The organism is Bradyrhizobium betae (assembly GCF_050632175.1).
In the GTDB taxonomy this organism is placed as follows: Bacteria; Pseudomonadota; Alphaproteobacteria; order Rhizobiales; family Xanthobacteraceae; genus Bradyrhizobium; species Bradyrhizobium betae_B.
In genome coordinates this window covers 5,187,886-5,201,950 of sequence record NZ_CP192576.1, presented here as the reverse complement: position 1 = coordinate 5,201,950, position 14,065 = coordinate 5,187,886, and the positions used below count along the sequence as shown (strand labels likewise).

General features: G+C 65.4%; 15 protein-coding genes and 1 pseudogene. 6 read left to right on the top strand and 10 right to left on the bottom strand.

Annotation, left to right across the window (positions count from 1 at the left end; genetic code table 11):
* Nucleotides 1-7 precede the first annotated feature (7 nt).
* Genes ACQ86E_RS24970 through ACQ86E_RS24960 form a run of 3 tightly spaced genes read right to left on the bottom strand, consistent with a single transcriptional unit; the run spans nucleotide 8 to nucleotide 2,965 of the window.
* Nucleotides 8-1,186 carry an MFS transporter gene (locus tag ACQ86E_RS24970; protein WP_431206554.1) on the bottom strand — a complete coding sequence of 393 codons (1,179 nt, stop codon included), beginning with the start codon at nucleotides 1,184-1,186 and terminating at the stop codon, nucleotides 8-10.
* 40 nt (nucleotides 1,187-1,226) lie between these two features.
* Nucleotides 1,227-2,597, bottom strand: coding sequence for an NAD(P)-binding domain-containing protein (locus tag ACQ86E_RS24965; RefSeq protein WP_431202244.1), 1,371 nt, complete (start codon nucleotides 2,595-2,597; stop codon nucleotides 1,227-1,229).
* Between the two features lie 50 nt (nucleotides 2,598-2,647).
* Entirely contained in the window at nucleotides 2,648-2,965 is a 318-nt protein-coding gene (locus tag ACQ86E_RS24960; RefSeq protein ID WP_431202243.1) for an ArsR/SmtB family transcription factor, read from the bottom strand.
* A 124-nt stretch (nucleotides 2,966-3,089) separates the two neighbouring features.
* Between ACQ86E_RS24960 and ACQ86E_RS24955 the strand changes: the two genes are divergently transcribed.
* From ACQ86E_RS24955 to ACQ86E_RS24935, 5 genes and pseudogenes are all read left to right on the top strand, one after another.
* Entirely contained in the window at nucleotides 3,090-3,452 is a 363-nt protein-coding gene (locus tag ACQ86E_RS24955; RefSeq protein ID WP_431202242.1) for an ArsR/SmtB family transcription factor, read from the top strand.
* The gene (locus ACQ86E_RS24950) at nucleotides 3,445-3,972 is read left to right on the top strand and encodes an arsenate reductase ArsC (RefSeq protein ID WP_431202241.1); all 528 of its coding nucleotides are present in this window, start codon (nucleotides 3,445-3,447) and stop codon (nucleotides 3,970-3,972) included. The genes ACQ86E_RS24955 and ACQ86E_RS24950 overlap by 8 nt, the downstream gene beginning before the upstream one ends.
* A gap of 3 nt (nucleotides 3,973-3,975) precedes the next feature.
* Nucleotides 3,976-5,029: pseudogene (gene arsB / locus ACQ86E_RS24945) on the top strand (ACR3 family arsenite efflux transporter).
* A gap of 51 nt (nucleotides 5,030-5,080) precedes the next feature.
* Complete coding sequence (arsC, locus tag ACQ86E_RS24940) at nucleotides 5,081-5,482, top strand: arsenate reductase (glutaredoxin) (protein ID WP_431202240.1); 402 nt, start codon at nucleotides 5,081-5,083, stop codon at nucleotides 5,480-5,482.
* A gap of 28 nt (nucleotides 5,483-5,510) precedes the next feature.
* Nucleotides 5,511-5,969 (top strand): GFA family protein, encoded by a 459-nt coding sequence (locus tag ACQ86E_RS24935; protein WP_431202239.1) that lies wholly within the window; start codon nucleotides 5,511-5,513, stop codon nucleotides 5,967-5,969.
* Here the strand turns inward: ACQ86E_RS24935 and ACQ86E_RS24930 are convergent.
* The 3 genes from ACQ86E_RS24930 to ACQ86E_RS24920 form a co-directional block, all read right to left on the bottom strand.
* Nucleotides 5,966-7,942 (bottom strand): TonB-dependent siderophore receptor, encoded by a 1,977-nt coding sequence (locus ACQ86E_RS24930; protein WP_431202238.1) that lies wholly within the window; start codon nucleotides 7,940-7,942, stop codon nucleotides 5,966-5,968. The genes ACQ86E_RS24935 and ACQ86E_RS24930 overlap by 4 nt on opposite strands.
* Nucleotides 7,943-8,511: 569 nt before the next feature.
* Nucleotides 8,512-9,273 carry a hypothetical protein gene (locus ACQ86E_RS24925; RefSeq protein ID WP_431202237.1) on the bottom strand — a complete coding sequence of 254 codons (762 nt, stop codon included), beginning with the start codon at nucleotides 9,271-9,273 and terminating at the stop codon, nucleotides 8,512-8,514.
* 15 nt (nucleotides 9,274-9,288) lie between these two features.
* Nucleotides 9,289-9,477, bottom strand: a complete 189-nt coding sequence (locus tag ACQ86E_RS24920; RefSeq protein WP_015687392.1) for a hypothetical protein — start codon at nucleotides 9,475-9,477, stop codon at nucleotides 9,289-9,291.
* Between the two features lie 255 nt (nucleotides 9,478-9,732).
* On the opposite strand from ACQ86E_RS24920, the gene ACQ86E_RS24915 reads away from it, so the two are divergent.
* Complete coding sequence (locus ACQ86E_RS24915) at nucleotides 9,733-10,710, top strand: DUF2336 domain-containing protein (RefSeq protein WP_431202236.1); 978 nt, start codon at nucleotides 9,733-9,735, stop codon at nucleotides 10,708-10,710.
* On the opposite strand, the gene ACQ86E_RS24910 is transcribed toward ACQ86E_RS24915, so the two are convergent.
* The 4 genes from ACQ86E_RS24910 to ACQ86E_RS24895 form a co-directional block, all read right to left on the bottom strand.
* Nucleotides 10,707-11,051 carry a DUF1491 family protein gene (locus ACQ86E_RS24910; protein ID WP_143844198.1) on the bottom strand — a complete coding sequence of 115 codons (345 nt, stop codon included), beginning with the start codon at nucleotides 11,049-11,051 and terminating at the stop codon, nucleotides 10,707-10,709. The two genes, ACQ86E_RS24915 and ACQ86E_RS24910, sit on opposite strands and share 4 nt — an antisense overlap.
* Before the next feature lie 52 nt (nucleotides 11,052-11,103).
* Nucleotides 11,104-11,316 (bottom strand): hypothetical protein, encoded by a 213-nt coding sequence (locus ACQ86E_RS24905; RefSeq protein ID WP_431202235.1) that lies wholly within the window; start codon nucleotides 11,314-11,316, stop codon nucleotides 11,104-11,106.
* A gap of 155 nt (nucleotides 11,317-11,471) precedes the next feature.
* Entirely contained in the window at nucleotides 11,472-12,164 is a 693-nt protein-coding gene (locus ACQ86E_RS24900; RefSeq protein ID WP_431202234.1) for a peptidoglycan-binding protein, read from the bottom strand.
* Entirely contained in the window at nucleotides 12,157-14,034 is a 1,878-nt protein-coding gene (locus tag ACQ86E_RS24895; protein WP_431202233.1) for a PAS domain-containing sensor histidine kinase, read from the bottom strand. Before ACQ86E_RS24895 ends, ACQ86E_RS24900 begins: the two co-directional genes overlap by 8 nt.
* Between the last annotated feature and the right edge of the window lie 31 nt (nucleotides 14,035-14,065).

The following is a 14,065-nucleotide window of genomic DNA, read 5'->3' as shown; positions in this document are numbered from 1 at the left end:
GCCGAGCTTACGAATTTTGTCCTCCCGCCTGAAGCGGCGCCGATGTTGCCTGCTGCGTGCGAAGCAGCAAGAGCGCAAGGAAGGCCGAGACCGAGACGAGCGCGCTGATCCACAGCGCATTGCTGCCGATGTGCTCCACCATCAGCCCCAGTGCGAGCGGCGCGGCGGCCCCCGTGACCCTCGACGGCAGCGAGATCATGCCGACGCGCCTGCCGAATCCCGCCGGCCCGAACAGCGCCAGGGGAAGCGTGCCGCGGGCAATGGTGATGATGCCGTTGCCCGCGCCGTAGAGCACCGTGAAGGTCGACGCAAGCAAGGGGCCGCCCATAACCAGCGCAACGACACCGATCGGATTCATGAGCATGGCCAGCCTCGCCGAGAGCAGCGGATGAAACCGGCCGAGCCACCCTGCCTCCAGAAGGCGCGCGCCGACCTGCGCGGGCCCGACCAACGCGCCCGCGAGCAAGGCCTGTGCCGGCGTCGCGCCGAACGCAACCAGCATGGTCGGCAGAATGGCCGAGATGCCCGAACTGACGAAGCTTGCCGCCGCGAACATGTAAGCCAGCAGCACCATGGCGAAGGTCTCGCTCTGGGCTCCCGGTTGTGGACCTGCCCGCACGGCCGGTTGAGGCATCTGATCCAATGGGACCGCGCGTGGCAGCGACAGATTGAGCGGCAACGCCAGAACGATGTGGATTGCCGCCCAGACCTGACAGGCGACGCGCCAGCCGTACTCGGAGTCCAGCCAGGTCGTGAGCGGCCAGCCGAGCGTGCTGGCAAAACCCGCGATCAGCGTGATGCCGGTGATGGTTCGTCGCGCATGGGTGCCGTAGATGCGCGTCAGCGTCGCGAAGGCCGCCTCATAGAGCCCCATGCCCATGCCGATCCCGAGCAATGCCCAGGCGGCGATCAGCACCGCCGCGCCATGAGCTACGGACAGCAGGAGCAGGCCTGCCACGAACACCATGTTCGAGATCGCAAGCAGGCCCCGCCCTCCGAACGTATCGATGGCATGGCCGACGCGCGGGCCGAGCAGACCGGAGATGACGAGCGCGCCCGACAGCGCAGCAAAAACCCAGGTCGGCGAAAGACCGAGATCGCGCGCGATCGGCGCCGCCAGGATGGCCGGGAGATAGTAGCTCGACGCCCACGCGATGGTCTGCGCGGTGCCGAGCGCGAACACGATAGCGAACGGACCTCGAGCTTCTGGCCCGCAGGAACTTGCGTCATGAACAACCGCACCCCGACGCACCGGCTTTCTTCGCGACTTCATCGGCGGCGCAGCAGGCCGACGCCTCTTCCTTCGCCGGACCGCCGCAACATCCTGACGCCGCCTCGGCGGACTCGACACCGCCGCGCGTGCAGACGCCGGTCTCCGGCAGCACCAGCTCGACCCTCGCCGCGGCCTCCTTGTCGCCGGCAAGGTCGGCCGCGATCGAGCGGACCTGCTCATAGCCGGTCATCATCAGGAAGGTCGGCGCGCGGCCGTACGACTTCATGCCGGCGAGATAGAATCCCGGCTCGTCATGCGCGAGCTCGCGCGCGCCGTGCGGGCGGACCGTGCCGCAGCTGTGCTCGTTGGGATCGATGAGCGGCGCCAAAGCGGACGGTGCCTCGATGGCGGGATCGAGCCGCAGGCGCAATTCGGACAGGAATGACAGATCGGGACGAAAGCCGGTCGACACGATCAATTCGTCCGCGATCACGCTTCGCGCGCCGCAGCAGGCGCCGGCAGAGATTTTGAGGAGGCCTCCGGCTTCGGACAGATGCGTGACGCCGAATTCGGTCTCGACCTTGATCCTGCCTGCGGCAACGAGCGCGGCGAAGGTGCTGCCGAGTTCGCCGCGCGCGGCGAGCTTGTCGTTGCGGCCGCCGCCAAAGGCCTTGGCCGGATCGGCGCCGCGCAACAGCCAGACGGCTTGCGTCCCCGGCACTTCGTCCGCGAGGTGCACGAGATCGATCAGCGTGCCCACCGCGGAGTGACCGGCGCCCAGCACGGCAACCGTCTTGCCGGCATATCTGGCGCGAGCGGCGCCGCGGACATCGGGCATGCCGTAGGCGATGTGGCTGGCGCATTCGGGTTCGCCGATCGCCGGCAAGCCGTTTCGGCCGGCCGGATTGGGCGAGAACCATGAGCCCGACGTATCGATCACGGCATCGGCGCGCAGCACCTCGGGGCCCTTGCCGTTCTGGTAGCGGATCTCGAACGGCGCCTGTTCTCTGCCTTTGGTCTTCGCCTTGTCGAAACCGACGCGGCTGATGGCCGTGGCGCGGCTGGACGTGCGGATCACATCGCGCAGCGGCGTCCTCGTCGCAAGCGGCGTCAGATATCGATCGAGCAGCTCGCCGCCGGTTGGATAGGACTGGGGATCCGGTGAATTCCATCCGGTCGGTGCAAGCAGCCGCGCGGCGGCCTTGTCGACGTTATATTCCCACGGCGAGAACAGCTGGACCTGTTGCCACTGGCGAACCGCATGCCCCGCTTCGGGCCCGGCCTCCAGCACAATGGGCGACATGCCGCGCTCGAGCACATGGGCTGCCGCGGCCAGCCCGACCGGCCCTGCCCCGATGATGGCAACTGTCTTTGCGTCGCTCATGCCGCTACTCCCATCATTCTAGAATCATCGAATAATTCGATAACGAAAATTCACGCCGCCGTTTGCACATCCTTGCATCCGACTTCGTCCGCACAGCACTCCGCCGCCAGGAAATCCACCAGCCCGCGCATCGCATCGAAGTTGGCGTGGCAGACGAGCGTCGTGGACTCGCGAACCTGACTGACGAGCCCGACCGCGACCAGAGACTTGATGTGATGCGACAGCGTCGATGCCGGAATCTTCAGCTTGTCCTGCAAGCGGCCGACGGGCATGCCCGCGTGCCCCGCCCGAACCAGGGCGCGATAGATCTGCAGGCGGGTTTGATTGCCCAGGGCTTCCAGACGTGCGGCTGCGTCAGCGATCTTCATGGCGGCAGGATGCGCCGGTTCGATCTCGCCGTCAACCGTATTTCTAGAATATTCGAAATATAGCGCGGAGCGGCGACCGACTTTCCGATTGACGACGACGTTATATTTCCATAAGTCTGGATATATGGAAGCCGAAGAAGCCGTTCTCGCCCTCGCCGCCTTGTCGCAATCGACCCGGCTGGAGGCGTTCCGGACGCTGGTCCGGCATGAGCCCGACGGCCTTGCGGCCGGCGATCTCGCGCGCCTGCTGGAAGTGCCGCAGAACACGCTGTCGGCTCATTTGTCGATCCTGGCGCGCGCGCGCCTCGTAACTTCCGAGCGGCACAGCCGCTCGATCGTCTACCGCGCCAACCTCGCCGAATTCCGTGACGTCGCGGTTTTTCTGCTCCGGGATTGCTGCGGCGGGCGGCCTGAAGTGTGCGAGCCGGTGGTCGACAGCCTGCAAGCCTGCTGCACTCCAAAGCGAAAGGGACGAGTCCGTGCCTGACCATATCTACAATGTCCTGTTCCTGTGCACCGGCAATTCGGCGCGCTCGATCCTCGCCGAGTCGATCCTGCGCAAGGACGGCGCCGGCCGCTTCCAGTCGTTCTCCGCCGGCAGCACGCCGAAAGGCGCGATCCACCCGCTGGCGCTGCGCACGCTGGAAAGCATGGACTATCCTGCCGACGGAATGCGCTCGAAGAGCTGGCTGGAGTTCGCCGCGCCCGATGCGCCGGTGATGGATTTCGTCTTCACCGTCTGCGACAACGCCGCCGGTGAGGCCTGCCCGATCTGGCCGGGACAGCCCATGACCGCGCACTGGGGCATCGAGGACCCAGCTGCCGCCGAAGGCACGGAGCTGCAGAAGCAGGCGGCGTTCGTCACGGCGTTCCGCTATCTGAAGAACCGGATCGATACCTTCGTGAACCTCCCGCTGAGGAGCATCGACAAGCTCTCGCTCGGCACCAGGCTGCGCGAGATCGGCCGCTCCAAGGGCGCAACCCTTTCCAACGACGACGTGGCATAGCCGATGGGACTGTTCGAACGATACCTCACGCTCTGGGTCGCGCTTTGCATCGTGGCCGGCGTCGCGCTGGGACATGTCATGCCCGGCTTCTTTGCAGGGGTTGCGACCGCCGAGATTGCCAGGGTCAACCTGCCGGTCGCGGCGCTGATCTGGCTCATGATCGTGCCGATGTTGCTGAAGATCGACTTCGGCTCGCTGGGCCAGGTCCGCGAGCACTGGCGCGGCGTGGGCGTCACCCTCTTCATCAATTGGGCCGTCAAGCCGTTCTCGATGGCGCTGCTGGGCACGTTCTTCATTGGCCATGTGTTCGCGCCGATGCTGCCGGCGGGCCAGATCCCGTCCTACATCGCGGGCCTGATCCTGCTGGCCGCCGCGCCCTGCACCGCGATGGTGTTCGTCTGGTCCAATCTGTGCGAGGGGAGCCCCACTATACGCTGAGCCAGGTCGCGCTCAACGACGTGATCATGGTCTTCCTGTTTGCACCGCTCGTCGGGCTGCTGCTCGGGGTCGCCTCGATCAGCGTTCCCTGGGGCACGCTGATGCTTTCGGTCTTGCTCTACATCGTGGTTCCCGTGATCGTCGCGCAGGCGTGGCGAAGGATGCTGCTGCAAAGGGCGGGGATGCCTTCGACCGCATCCTGCGGACACTGCAGCCTCTGTCGCTCGTTGCGCTTCTGGCGACACTGGTTCTGCTGTTCGGCTTTCAGGGAGAGCAGATCGTCAGGCAGCCGGGCGTCATCGCGATCCTCGCCGTCCCGATCCTCGTCCAGGTCTATTTCAATGCGGGCCTGGCATACTGGCTCAGCCGGCGATTTGGCGTTGCCTGGTGCGTCGCCGCTCCGGCCGCCCTCATCGGCGCGAGCAACTTCTTCGAGCTGGCGGTCGCCGCCGCGATCAGCCTGTTCGGCCTCGACTCCGGCGCGGCGCTTGCGACTGTCGTCGGCGTTCTCGTCGAGGTCCCGGTGATGTTATCCGTCGTCCGCATCGTGAAGGCGACCAAAGGCTGGTATGAAGCCGGTGCCAAAGCCCCACCAAGGGCCACCGAGGCGCGCCAGTGAAGCAACGACGATGATCATCCACGGCCCGGTCCCGATCGCGGAGACATTCTCATGAGCGTCACGATCTATCACAACCCCGATTGCGGTACCTCGCGCAACACGCTGGCGATGATCCGGCAGAGCGGCGTCGAGCCCACCGTGATCGAATACCTCAAGACGCCGCCCTCGCGCGAGAGGCTCAAGCAGCTGATCGCGGCGATGGGCGTCCCGGTCCGCGCAGTGCTGCGCGAGAAGGGAACGCCCTACAAGGAGCTCGGTCTTGCCGATCCCAAATGGACGGACGACGAACTGCTCGGCTTCATGATGGCACATCCCATCCTGATCAACCGGCCGATCGTGGTGACGGACAGAGGCACGCTATTGTGCCGCCCTTCCGAAGCCGTTATCGGTCTGCTGGACGCACCCGTCGGCCGGTTCGTGAAGGAGGACGGCGAAGTGGTCGAGGCGCGTTAGGTTCGCGAATTGACGGAGATGCCGCACCATGAACGACACGACCGTTCGGGCGGGCCAGTGCCATTGCGGCGCGGTGCGTTTCGAGGTGACGCTCAGCGACGGCTTCAAGTCGATCCGCCGCTGCACCTGCTCCTACTGCCGCATGCGCGGCGCCGTCGTGGCGATGGCGGAGATGGGCGGGATCAGGTTCCTGAAGGGAGAAGATACGCTGACGACGTACCGCTTCCATACCGGATCGGCACAGCACTTCTTCTGCTCGGTCTGTGGAATCTACACCCATCATCAGCGGCGATCGGACACGTCGCTCTATGCCGTCAACGTCGCCTGCCTCGACGGGATCAGCCCGTTCGATTTCCACGAGGTTCCGGTCATGGACGGCGTCAATCACACCAACGACACCGGCAAGCCGACACGTCGTGCCGGCACGCTCCGCTTCATCCCCGCCGACGATATTTCGCGGCGATCAAAGCCTGACGGTTCAGCCTAGAACCGGGCGGTCGCCGTTCCCAGGATGGTCCGCCCCTGTCCGTAATAGCAATCGCCGCGCGCGTAGCAGGCTGCCACGTAACGTTCGTCACCGACATTGTTGACGTTGAGCTGCAGCCTGTACTTGCCGGGATCGTAGGCGATCATCATGTCGAACAGCGTGTAGGACGGAATGGTGTAGGTGTTGGTCTCCTCGTAGGATTCGCCTATGTAGCGCACCCCGGCACCGACCGTGACGTCGCGCAGGCCGAGCGCGCTCAGGCGGTACTTGCCCCACAGCGACGCCTGGTTGGCGGGCACGCCCTCGACGGTCTTGCCGACATTGTCGCCTTTTTCGACCTTGGCGTTGATGTAGGAATAGCTGCCGATGATATCGAGATCGGGAGTGACCTTGCCGATGACCTCGATCTCCGCGCCGCGGATGCGGACTTGACCGATCTGGCTCGATAGCGCCGGATCTGGCGACGTCGCCAGCCGGTTCCTTTCCACGGTGTCGTAGATCGCGCCGTTGATCGCCAGACCCTGCATCGGCGTATACTTGAAACCGACCTCATAGATCTCGCCACGCTGGTCCTTGCAGGGGCCGCCATAACAGCCGGCGCCGCCATAGGTCGGGCTGAACCACACCGGGTTGAACGACTGCGCCCAGACCACGTAGGGATTGAAGCCGAACGGCGTTTCATACATCAGGCTTGCGCGCCCCGTCGTCGCCGACCTGTCGCTGTCCGATCCGGGATAGCGCGTGCTGGCATAATCCTGCCGGACGCCGAGCGTCGCGAGCCAAGGGCCGTAACGCATCTGGTCCTGGGCGTAGAGACCGGTCTGGTTCTGGCGCGCGTTTGCAAGCCGCTCCAGATCAGGCAGTGCAACGCTGGTGTAGACCGGCGCATAGAGGTCGAACGGCGTCGCGTCGGAGGCGAAGGGGGCGACGGACGAACGCGCATAGAAGTCGCGATAATCGACGCCGAACAGCACCTTGTGCTCGAGCGCACCGGTGAGCGCCTTGATCTGCAGATTGTTGTCGGCGGTGAAGTTGTCATTGGAGACGGCCTGGCTGCTGGCGTAGCGGCTCACCGTGCGCCTGGAGGCATCGAGGAACGGGTCGCCGTAGAAATTCGCATAGACGCTCTTATAGACGCCGTCGACATGAGCATAGCGCAGGTTCTGCGTGAACTTCACCGCGTCGTTGAAATTGTGCTCCAGCAGGCTGCTGATCGCGCCGGTTTCGGTCTGGTAGACGTCGTTGTTGGGATCGCCGACGAACCGGTTGCGCGGGATGTAGCCGTTGATGCCGGGCGTGAGCGTGCCCTCACGCGGCAGGAAGCCGTTGGTGGTGCCGGTCTTGTCCTTCTGGTAGACGCCGAGCACGGTCCAGCTCGTGTTCGTGGTCGGGCGCCACGTCAGCGACGGCGCCAGCAGCATGCGGTTGTCGGGGACGAAATCGACCTGGGTGCCGCTGTCGCGGAACAGGCCGACGAAGCGATACAGCCATTCGCCGTCCTTGGTCACCTTGCCGGTCGAGTCCATCTGGACCTGCTTGCGGCCGAAATTGTCGAAGGACACGCCGATCTCGCTGGCCTGCTCCGCACGCGGACGTTTCGAGATCAGGTTGACGAGGCCCGCCGTCGACGTGTCGCCATAGAGCACCGATGCGGGCCCGCGGAAAACCTCGATGCGTTCGAGCATGTAGGGATCGACGCGCCATTCGTTGAAGTTGTTGCGGTTGTTCACCCGCGTGCCGTCGAGATAGACGTTCGGGTCCTGGCCGCGGACCTTGAAATAGTCGTTGCGTGAATCGACGCCGCCCGGCTCGGCAAACACGCCGGGCACGTAGCGCAGGGTCTCCTGGACGCTGCTGACGCCCTGGTCGCGGACGCGCTCGGCGCTGACGACGGAGATGGACTGCGCGGTCAGGTTCAGCGGTGTGTCGGTCTTGGTGCCCGTGCCGCTCGTCGTCGCGAGATAGCCCTGCACGGGACCCGTTGCGGTCTCCCGCCCCGGCGAGGACGCACCCGCGACCGGAGCCGCAGGTTGAGCATTGGCGGCGCGTGCCGCGTTGCGTCGCGCAGCCGTTCGTGCGGCTTGAGAAGGTTTTGGACGGGCTGCAGGTCGCGCTTCTGCGGATTCGACAACGACAGGAGCGAGTTGCGTGGCCGGCTGACCGAAGGCAGAAACGTCGAACGTCAAGGTCGCCAACGCGATCGTCGAAACCGAAAACAGAAACTTCGCGTTCTTCATTCCCAACACGCCTCGCATTTCAACCGATATTGCGAGAGCACTCGTAACAATCACGCGGATGTGCCGGAAGCGGTTTCAGGTCTTATTCCATAGGTCCAAGCTAGAACCTCTCTCATCTAGAACGAGTCTGATCTGGAACGACTCCAGATCAAAATATCTGGACATGATTCCGAGACGAAGCTCCGGTATCCGACGCGTCATCGCGCCGCAGTTCGCCGCGATCGATGCGCTCCGCCGTGTCGATCTGTGCGTGATGGAAATCAGCCAACATCGCCGACCGCGCCGGCGTGCTGCGCGCGAGAGGTCTAACCCTTCGACACAACCGCGCGGCCGTAGGGCGGCTGGGCTGCGACCGGCGGGTTGGCGGTCTGTGCGGCGAGCTCGCCGATCAGGCGGTCGGCGTCGGCGGCCATGCCGTCGGGGGCCTGGATCACCAGGCGCTCCAGCGCCCAGCGGTAAGACGAGACGCGCTGTTCGAGAGAGAGCTGCACCCACTGGATGATCAGCGAATTCTCCTGCATGCGCTCGACCGCGTCGGCCTTCTCCGCCGGCGAAAGCCCGGAGACGCGCGCCATGCTGGCGTTGCGCTTCTTGTCGAGGTCGATGACGCGGATCGCGCAGCCGAAGAACGGCTCGAAGCGGCTGATGTCGTTGCGCACGTCCTCGATCAATTGCGCATAGCGCGAGGAATGCGAGCGGTGCGGCTCGTCGATCAGCGTGCGCCCGTACATGGTGCGGTCGAACACGATCTTCTGCCGCCAAGGCGACGGCAAGGCCTTGTAGTCGCCGAACACGCTCTTCCATGCAGGGCGCGACAGCGGCGGCTCGATCATGGGATAGGCGAGGTCGCGAAGCTGGCGCTCTTCGTCGGTGAGCTGGAAACGCGACGGCTTCAGACCGACGCTGGAAGTGACCTCGGCGCCGAGCCAGGCATGCATGTCGTCGCTGCGCATGTCGGCGCGGGTGCGGCCGAAATCGCCGCCGCTGCAGGCTGCGAGCGTCGCGCCCGTGAATGCGAGAAGGATGGCGGCTCCGACGGTGCGGATCTGGCGGATGACGTCCGGCATTGCAAAGGCCGGATGCTAGCGGCGACGACGACGGCGCCCCGGCGCTGTGCCCGCTTCCGGCCCACGACCGTCGCTGGTTTCGTCCGTCTCGCGCTCGATGCGGATCACCGGGAGGATCAGAATCGTTCCCGTTTCCGTGCGCGGTGCGGCATCCCCCGACGAGCCTGCCCGGCGACCGGCCGGAAATTCGATGATGGTCCCCATATCAGCTCTCTATCAATTGCCGCGCGACCGAGCGCGCTCGTGCAATGTGCATTCATTAAGATCAGGACATGGTTAACGGGATGTAAACGCGCCGGCCGGACCGTAGCCGCACGGGCCGCCTGCCCGCGTCCCGTTGCGGCACGGCGACGCCGTAATTTGCGGTGCGAACTTCACGCCTCGTTTTCCTTAACGAGCCTTTAAAGGAACCTGCGATAGGCTGGCGGCCGAGTATCTTTTCAGGTCGCGTATCTCTCCATGACCAAATCGCTGTTTCCCGGATTCGACGGGCTCATGAGCCTCTCCCGTCGCGAAGGCGTCGATGTCCGCCCGACGCTGCTGCGCGTGCTGACCGACCTCTATGTCCAGACGCGCGTCCACAGCGAGGACGAACAGCGGCAATTCGTCGAACTCGCCACGCGATTGATCGACCAGGTCGACGATGCGACGCGCGCGGCCGTCAAGGCGCGACTTGCGATTTATCCCTCCACGCCCGTCCCGGTGCTGCAGAAGCTCGGGCTGGTCGCGGCCCAGGAAGGCCGCAGGGTTCCGCTGGCGCGCGCAATCCCCGCACCCGCATCCGTCCCCTCGCCGGCCCGTACGCCGACCGACGCGGAATTGCGGATGGCTTCGAATATGGCGATGCAGCCGAAGGACGCCGCCGAGATCCACGACATGTTCTTCCGCGCCGATGCGTCCCAGCGGGCACTGATCCTGCAAAATCTGGCGCAGACCCCGCTCAAGGCCGCGCCGCGGATTCCGACCGTGCGCGCCAAGCGTGCGATCCAGATCCTGGAGATGGCGGCGATCGCGGGCGACATCGAGAACTTCACATTCGAGCTCGGCGACAGCCTGATCCTGCCCTCGCGCGTCGCGGCGCAGATCGTCGACGATTCCGGCGGCGAGGCGCTTGCGATCGCCGCGCGCGCGCTCGACATGCCGAGCGCCAACTTCCAGCGCATCCTGCTGTTCTTCAAGCCGGAGATCGGCAATTCGGTGGATGCGGTCTACCGGCTGTCGCGGCTGTACGATCGCCTCAGCGACCGTTCCGCGCTGGTGATGCTGGCGGCCTGGCGCGGCTCCACGCTCGCCGTCACGCGGGCGAAGTATCAGTCGTCGCTGCACGACAGCGAACGCCAGCGCGCGCGTGCCGGCGCAGGCCAGACGCGACCGGCCGTGCAGCCGGGCTCAGCGCCCGGTGTACGGACAGGCACCGACGGATCGTCGGATCGCTAGGTCTTCGCAAGGTCGAGGAAGTGACGCCCCGCGCGGTCTTCGGTCTCGACGATCCAGGCGTCGGGATCGAAGCGGACCTCTTTGGTCAGACGCTCCTCGACCTCGGGCTCCGGCATCGGCTGCGGGGTCAGCGGCACGAAGAAGCGATCGATCGGACGGCCGTCGTCATAGGAGGTCTGCGGCGCCGGCACGTAGAGCATCGCACTGCCGTCGAGCAGCGCCACCTTCACGAACACCGCACCCGCCTCCTCTGCGCCGCGACGGCGCACGGCACCGTAAACGCCCTCGGTCTGGCACCGGCGCAGATAGGCTGAGACCCAGATGTTTGACTTCAAACGCATGATCGCACGATAGGCCAGCATGACGTGCCGCGCCAGCCTCAGCTCGTGCTTCTCACACCTCGCGTACACCTCCCCGTCCGCCACCGATCTGGCGTGCGACGAGGTATGACAGTGGCATCGCAAGCGCAAATCCCGCGGCCACGGCATAGGGAATATTCCTGATGGCATCTGCCGCGAGGCCCGGCACCATCAGCACCACGATCATGCTGATGCCCGCCAACGTGGTGCCCAGCATGATCCACACCAGAATCGAAACCTTGAACATGACGACCTCTCTTCCTCGATGAGGATGAGTGATCGTCCTCCCTGAAGCCATCGGCAGTCATTGATCCCGGACAAATAGCGCCCGCGACGACGCGACCTCAGTTTGTCGGCCTTCGGCGCGGAATTGATGCGCGTCAATGACGGCGGGAACCGCAGCTATTCGACCGGATGGCCGATCGCGGCGCCGAGTTCGCGCAGCAGGCGATCGGACACCTGCCCGGTGACCTGCATCCTGTGCTCGCGCTCGAACTTCTGGATGGCGGCCTGGGTCTCGCCGCTCATCGCGCCCGTGACCTTCAAATTGCCATAGCCGTACTCGGACAATGCACGCTGCACGCCGGCGATGCGCCGCGCGGCCGGGCTCTGCGGCACCGGGATCGGCGCCGGCGGACGCACGATGGCGGAAGGCGACGTCGTAGCCTTCACCAGGTTGGTCATCGGATCGCTTGAACGCGGCGTCGACGCGGTCGCCTCGACGGGCTTTTCAGGCGCCCTCTCGGCCGGTTTCGGCTCGACGCGAAACTCGGTCGCCTTCGGCTCGAGCGGCGAGGTATCGGCACCGACGGGGCGCGGACGCGGCAAGGGGTTCGAGAGCGGCACAGCCGACGGCGCGGGAAGATTGATCACGGTGCCAAACATCGGCGCGGGATGGCGGCCAGTCTGGAGGAACAGCGCATTCGCAACGATCGCGCTGATCGCGGCAACCGCGACAAGGCCCGCCAGCGTGTCCTTGGGACTGTGCAGGAGCACCCGCATCGCAAGATTGCGCTCGGTCTCGACATCGACAACCGCGGCCTTGGCGCCACGACGGCGCGGAGCAGCTTGGTCCTTGGCAGACTTCTTAGGCACTTTTCTTCACCAGAGCAGGTTGGTCGTGAAGTTGTTCCAGAGTTTCCTGACGCAGCGTCGGCGTCAGCGTCGCGATCTTGCTCTCTGCCGGCACTCCATCGGCAGGTTTGGCCTGCGGCGGTGTGTAGACGAGCGGCAACTTGACGGTGACGGCGGTGCCCTCGCCGAACCTGCTTTGTACCGTCAATTCGCCGAGATGCAACGCCACGAGACTCTTCACGATCGACAATCCGAGGCCCGTGCCTTCGTGACGGCGCTGGTAGGTCTTGCCGGCCTGGAAGAACGGCGCGCCGATGCGCGTCAGATCGTCCGGCGCGATGCCGACGCCGGTGTCGCTGATGCGCAGCGTGAGCTGCGAACCGGACACCGCGGCCACAACGGAGACCTGGCCGCCGCGCTCGGTGAACTTGATGGCGTTGGCGACGAGGTTGAGCACGATCTGCTTGAAGGCGCGCGGATCGCCCGTCATGACGGGCAGGTCCTGCGGCGCATCGGTGACGAGATCGACGCCGTTCTCGCGCGCTTTCAGCGCCAGCAGGTTGCAGCAATGCATCAGCGAGGCACGCGGCGCGAACGGCTCGGACGCAATCTCGAAATTACCCGATTCCATCTTGGACATATCGAGAATGCCGTTGACGACCGACAGCAGATGCTGGCCGGAATCGTTGATCAGCTGGGCGTATTCCTTGCGCTGGGCCGCGCTCAGCATCAAGGTCTGCTCCTGCGCGATCATCTCGGAGAAGCCGATGATGGCGTTGAGCGGCGTGCGCAGCTCGTGGCTCATGGTGGCGAGGAAGCGCGTCTTGGCGGCGTCGGCCGCCTCCGCGGCGCTACGCGCCTGATCGAACGCCTGCTCGGACAATTTGCGATCGGTGATGTCGCGTATCACGCCGACGACCTCGGCCTCTTGCGCGGCATCACGGCCCGGATTCTGCTCGAGCGGGCGGCAGCGCATCTCGACCCAGATGAAATCGACCTGACCGCGCTCGGAGCCATCAGGCTCCCGCCGCAGCCGGAACTCGACGCTGCGCACGTCGCCGCGCGCGGCATCCGACAAGGCTGTGAGATAGGCGGGGCGATCGGCGACATGGACGCGATCGAACAGGCCATGCCCGAGCAGTTGCGCGACCGGCATGCCGAGCATGGCTTCCACCGCCGGCGAGATGAACTGCACCGCGCCGTTGCGCCGATGCCGGGAAATGACGTCGCTCATGTTACGCGCCAGCAGGCGATAACGCTCCTCCTCGCGCGACAGCAGCGTGACGCTGGTGCGCGCGAGCGACTCCGCGCCGAAGGCGAGACCCGCGGCATAGAGCGTCGCAGAGGCGACGCCGAGCGCCATCAGCACGCCGCGTTCTGCGGCGCTGGGGTCTGCGTGCGGCAGCCAGCCGAACTGGCCGAAGAGGATCAGTATCCCCACGCAGGACAATGCCAGCAACGACGCAAAGGCCGCAACGCGGCGCGAGGCCGAGAGCGCGGCTTCGAGGGGAACCACGACCAGCCAGACCGCAGCAAATGATTCGATGCCGCCGGTGGTGGCCGCAATCGCCATGATCAGGCCGGCGAGCGCCAGCGACGACAGCACATGCGCGCCTTCATAACGGCCGGTGCGCGACAGGAACCACGACAGCATGATCGGCGCGATCAGCCAGGCGAATGCGGCGACCTCGATCGCATTCGGCGCGCCGCGCATGGCAAGATAAACGGGAAATGCGGCAAAGGCGGCCAGGCTTCCCAGAAGCCGAGGCGCCATGAAGGCACGATGGCGCGCTCGCGTCAGCGCATCGTAGCGCGCGGAGGGATGCAGCAACGCATCGAGACAATCGCGGATGATACTCAAAACTGTCACGGGTCTCGCGCTTCGGCTCATTCGTCGAGAAGACGCGCCGGAACGCCTCCTT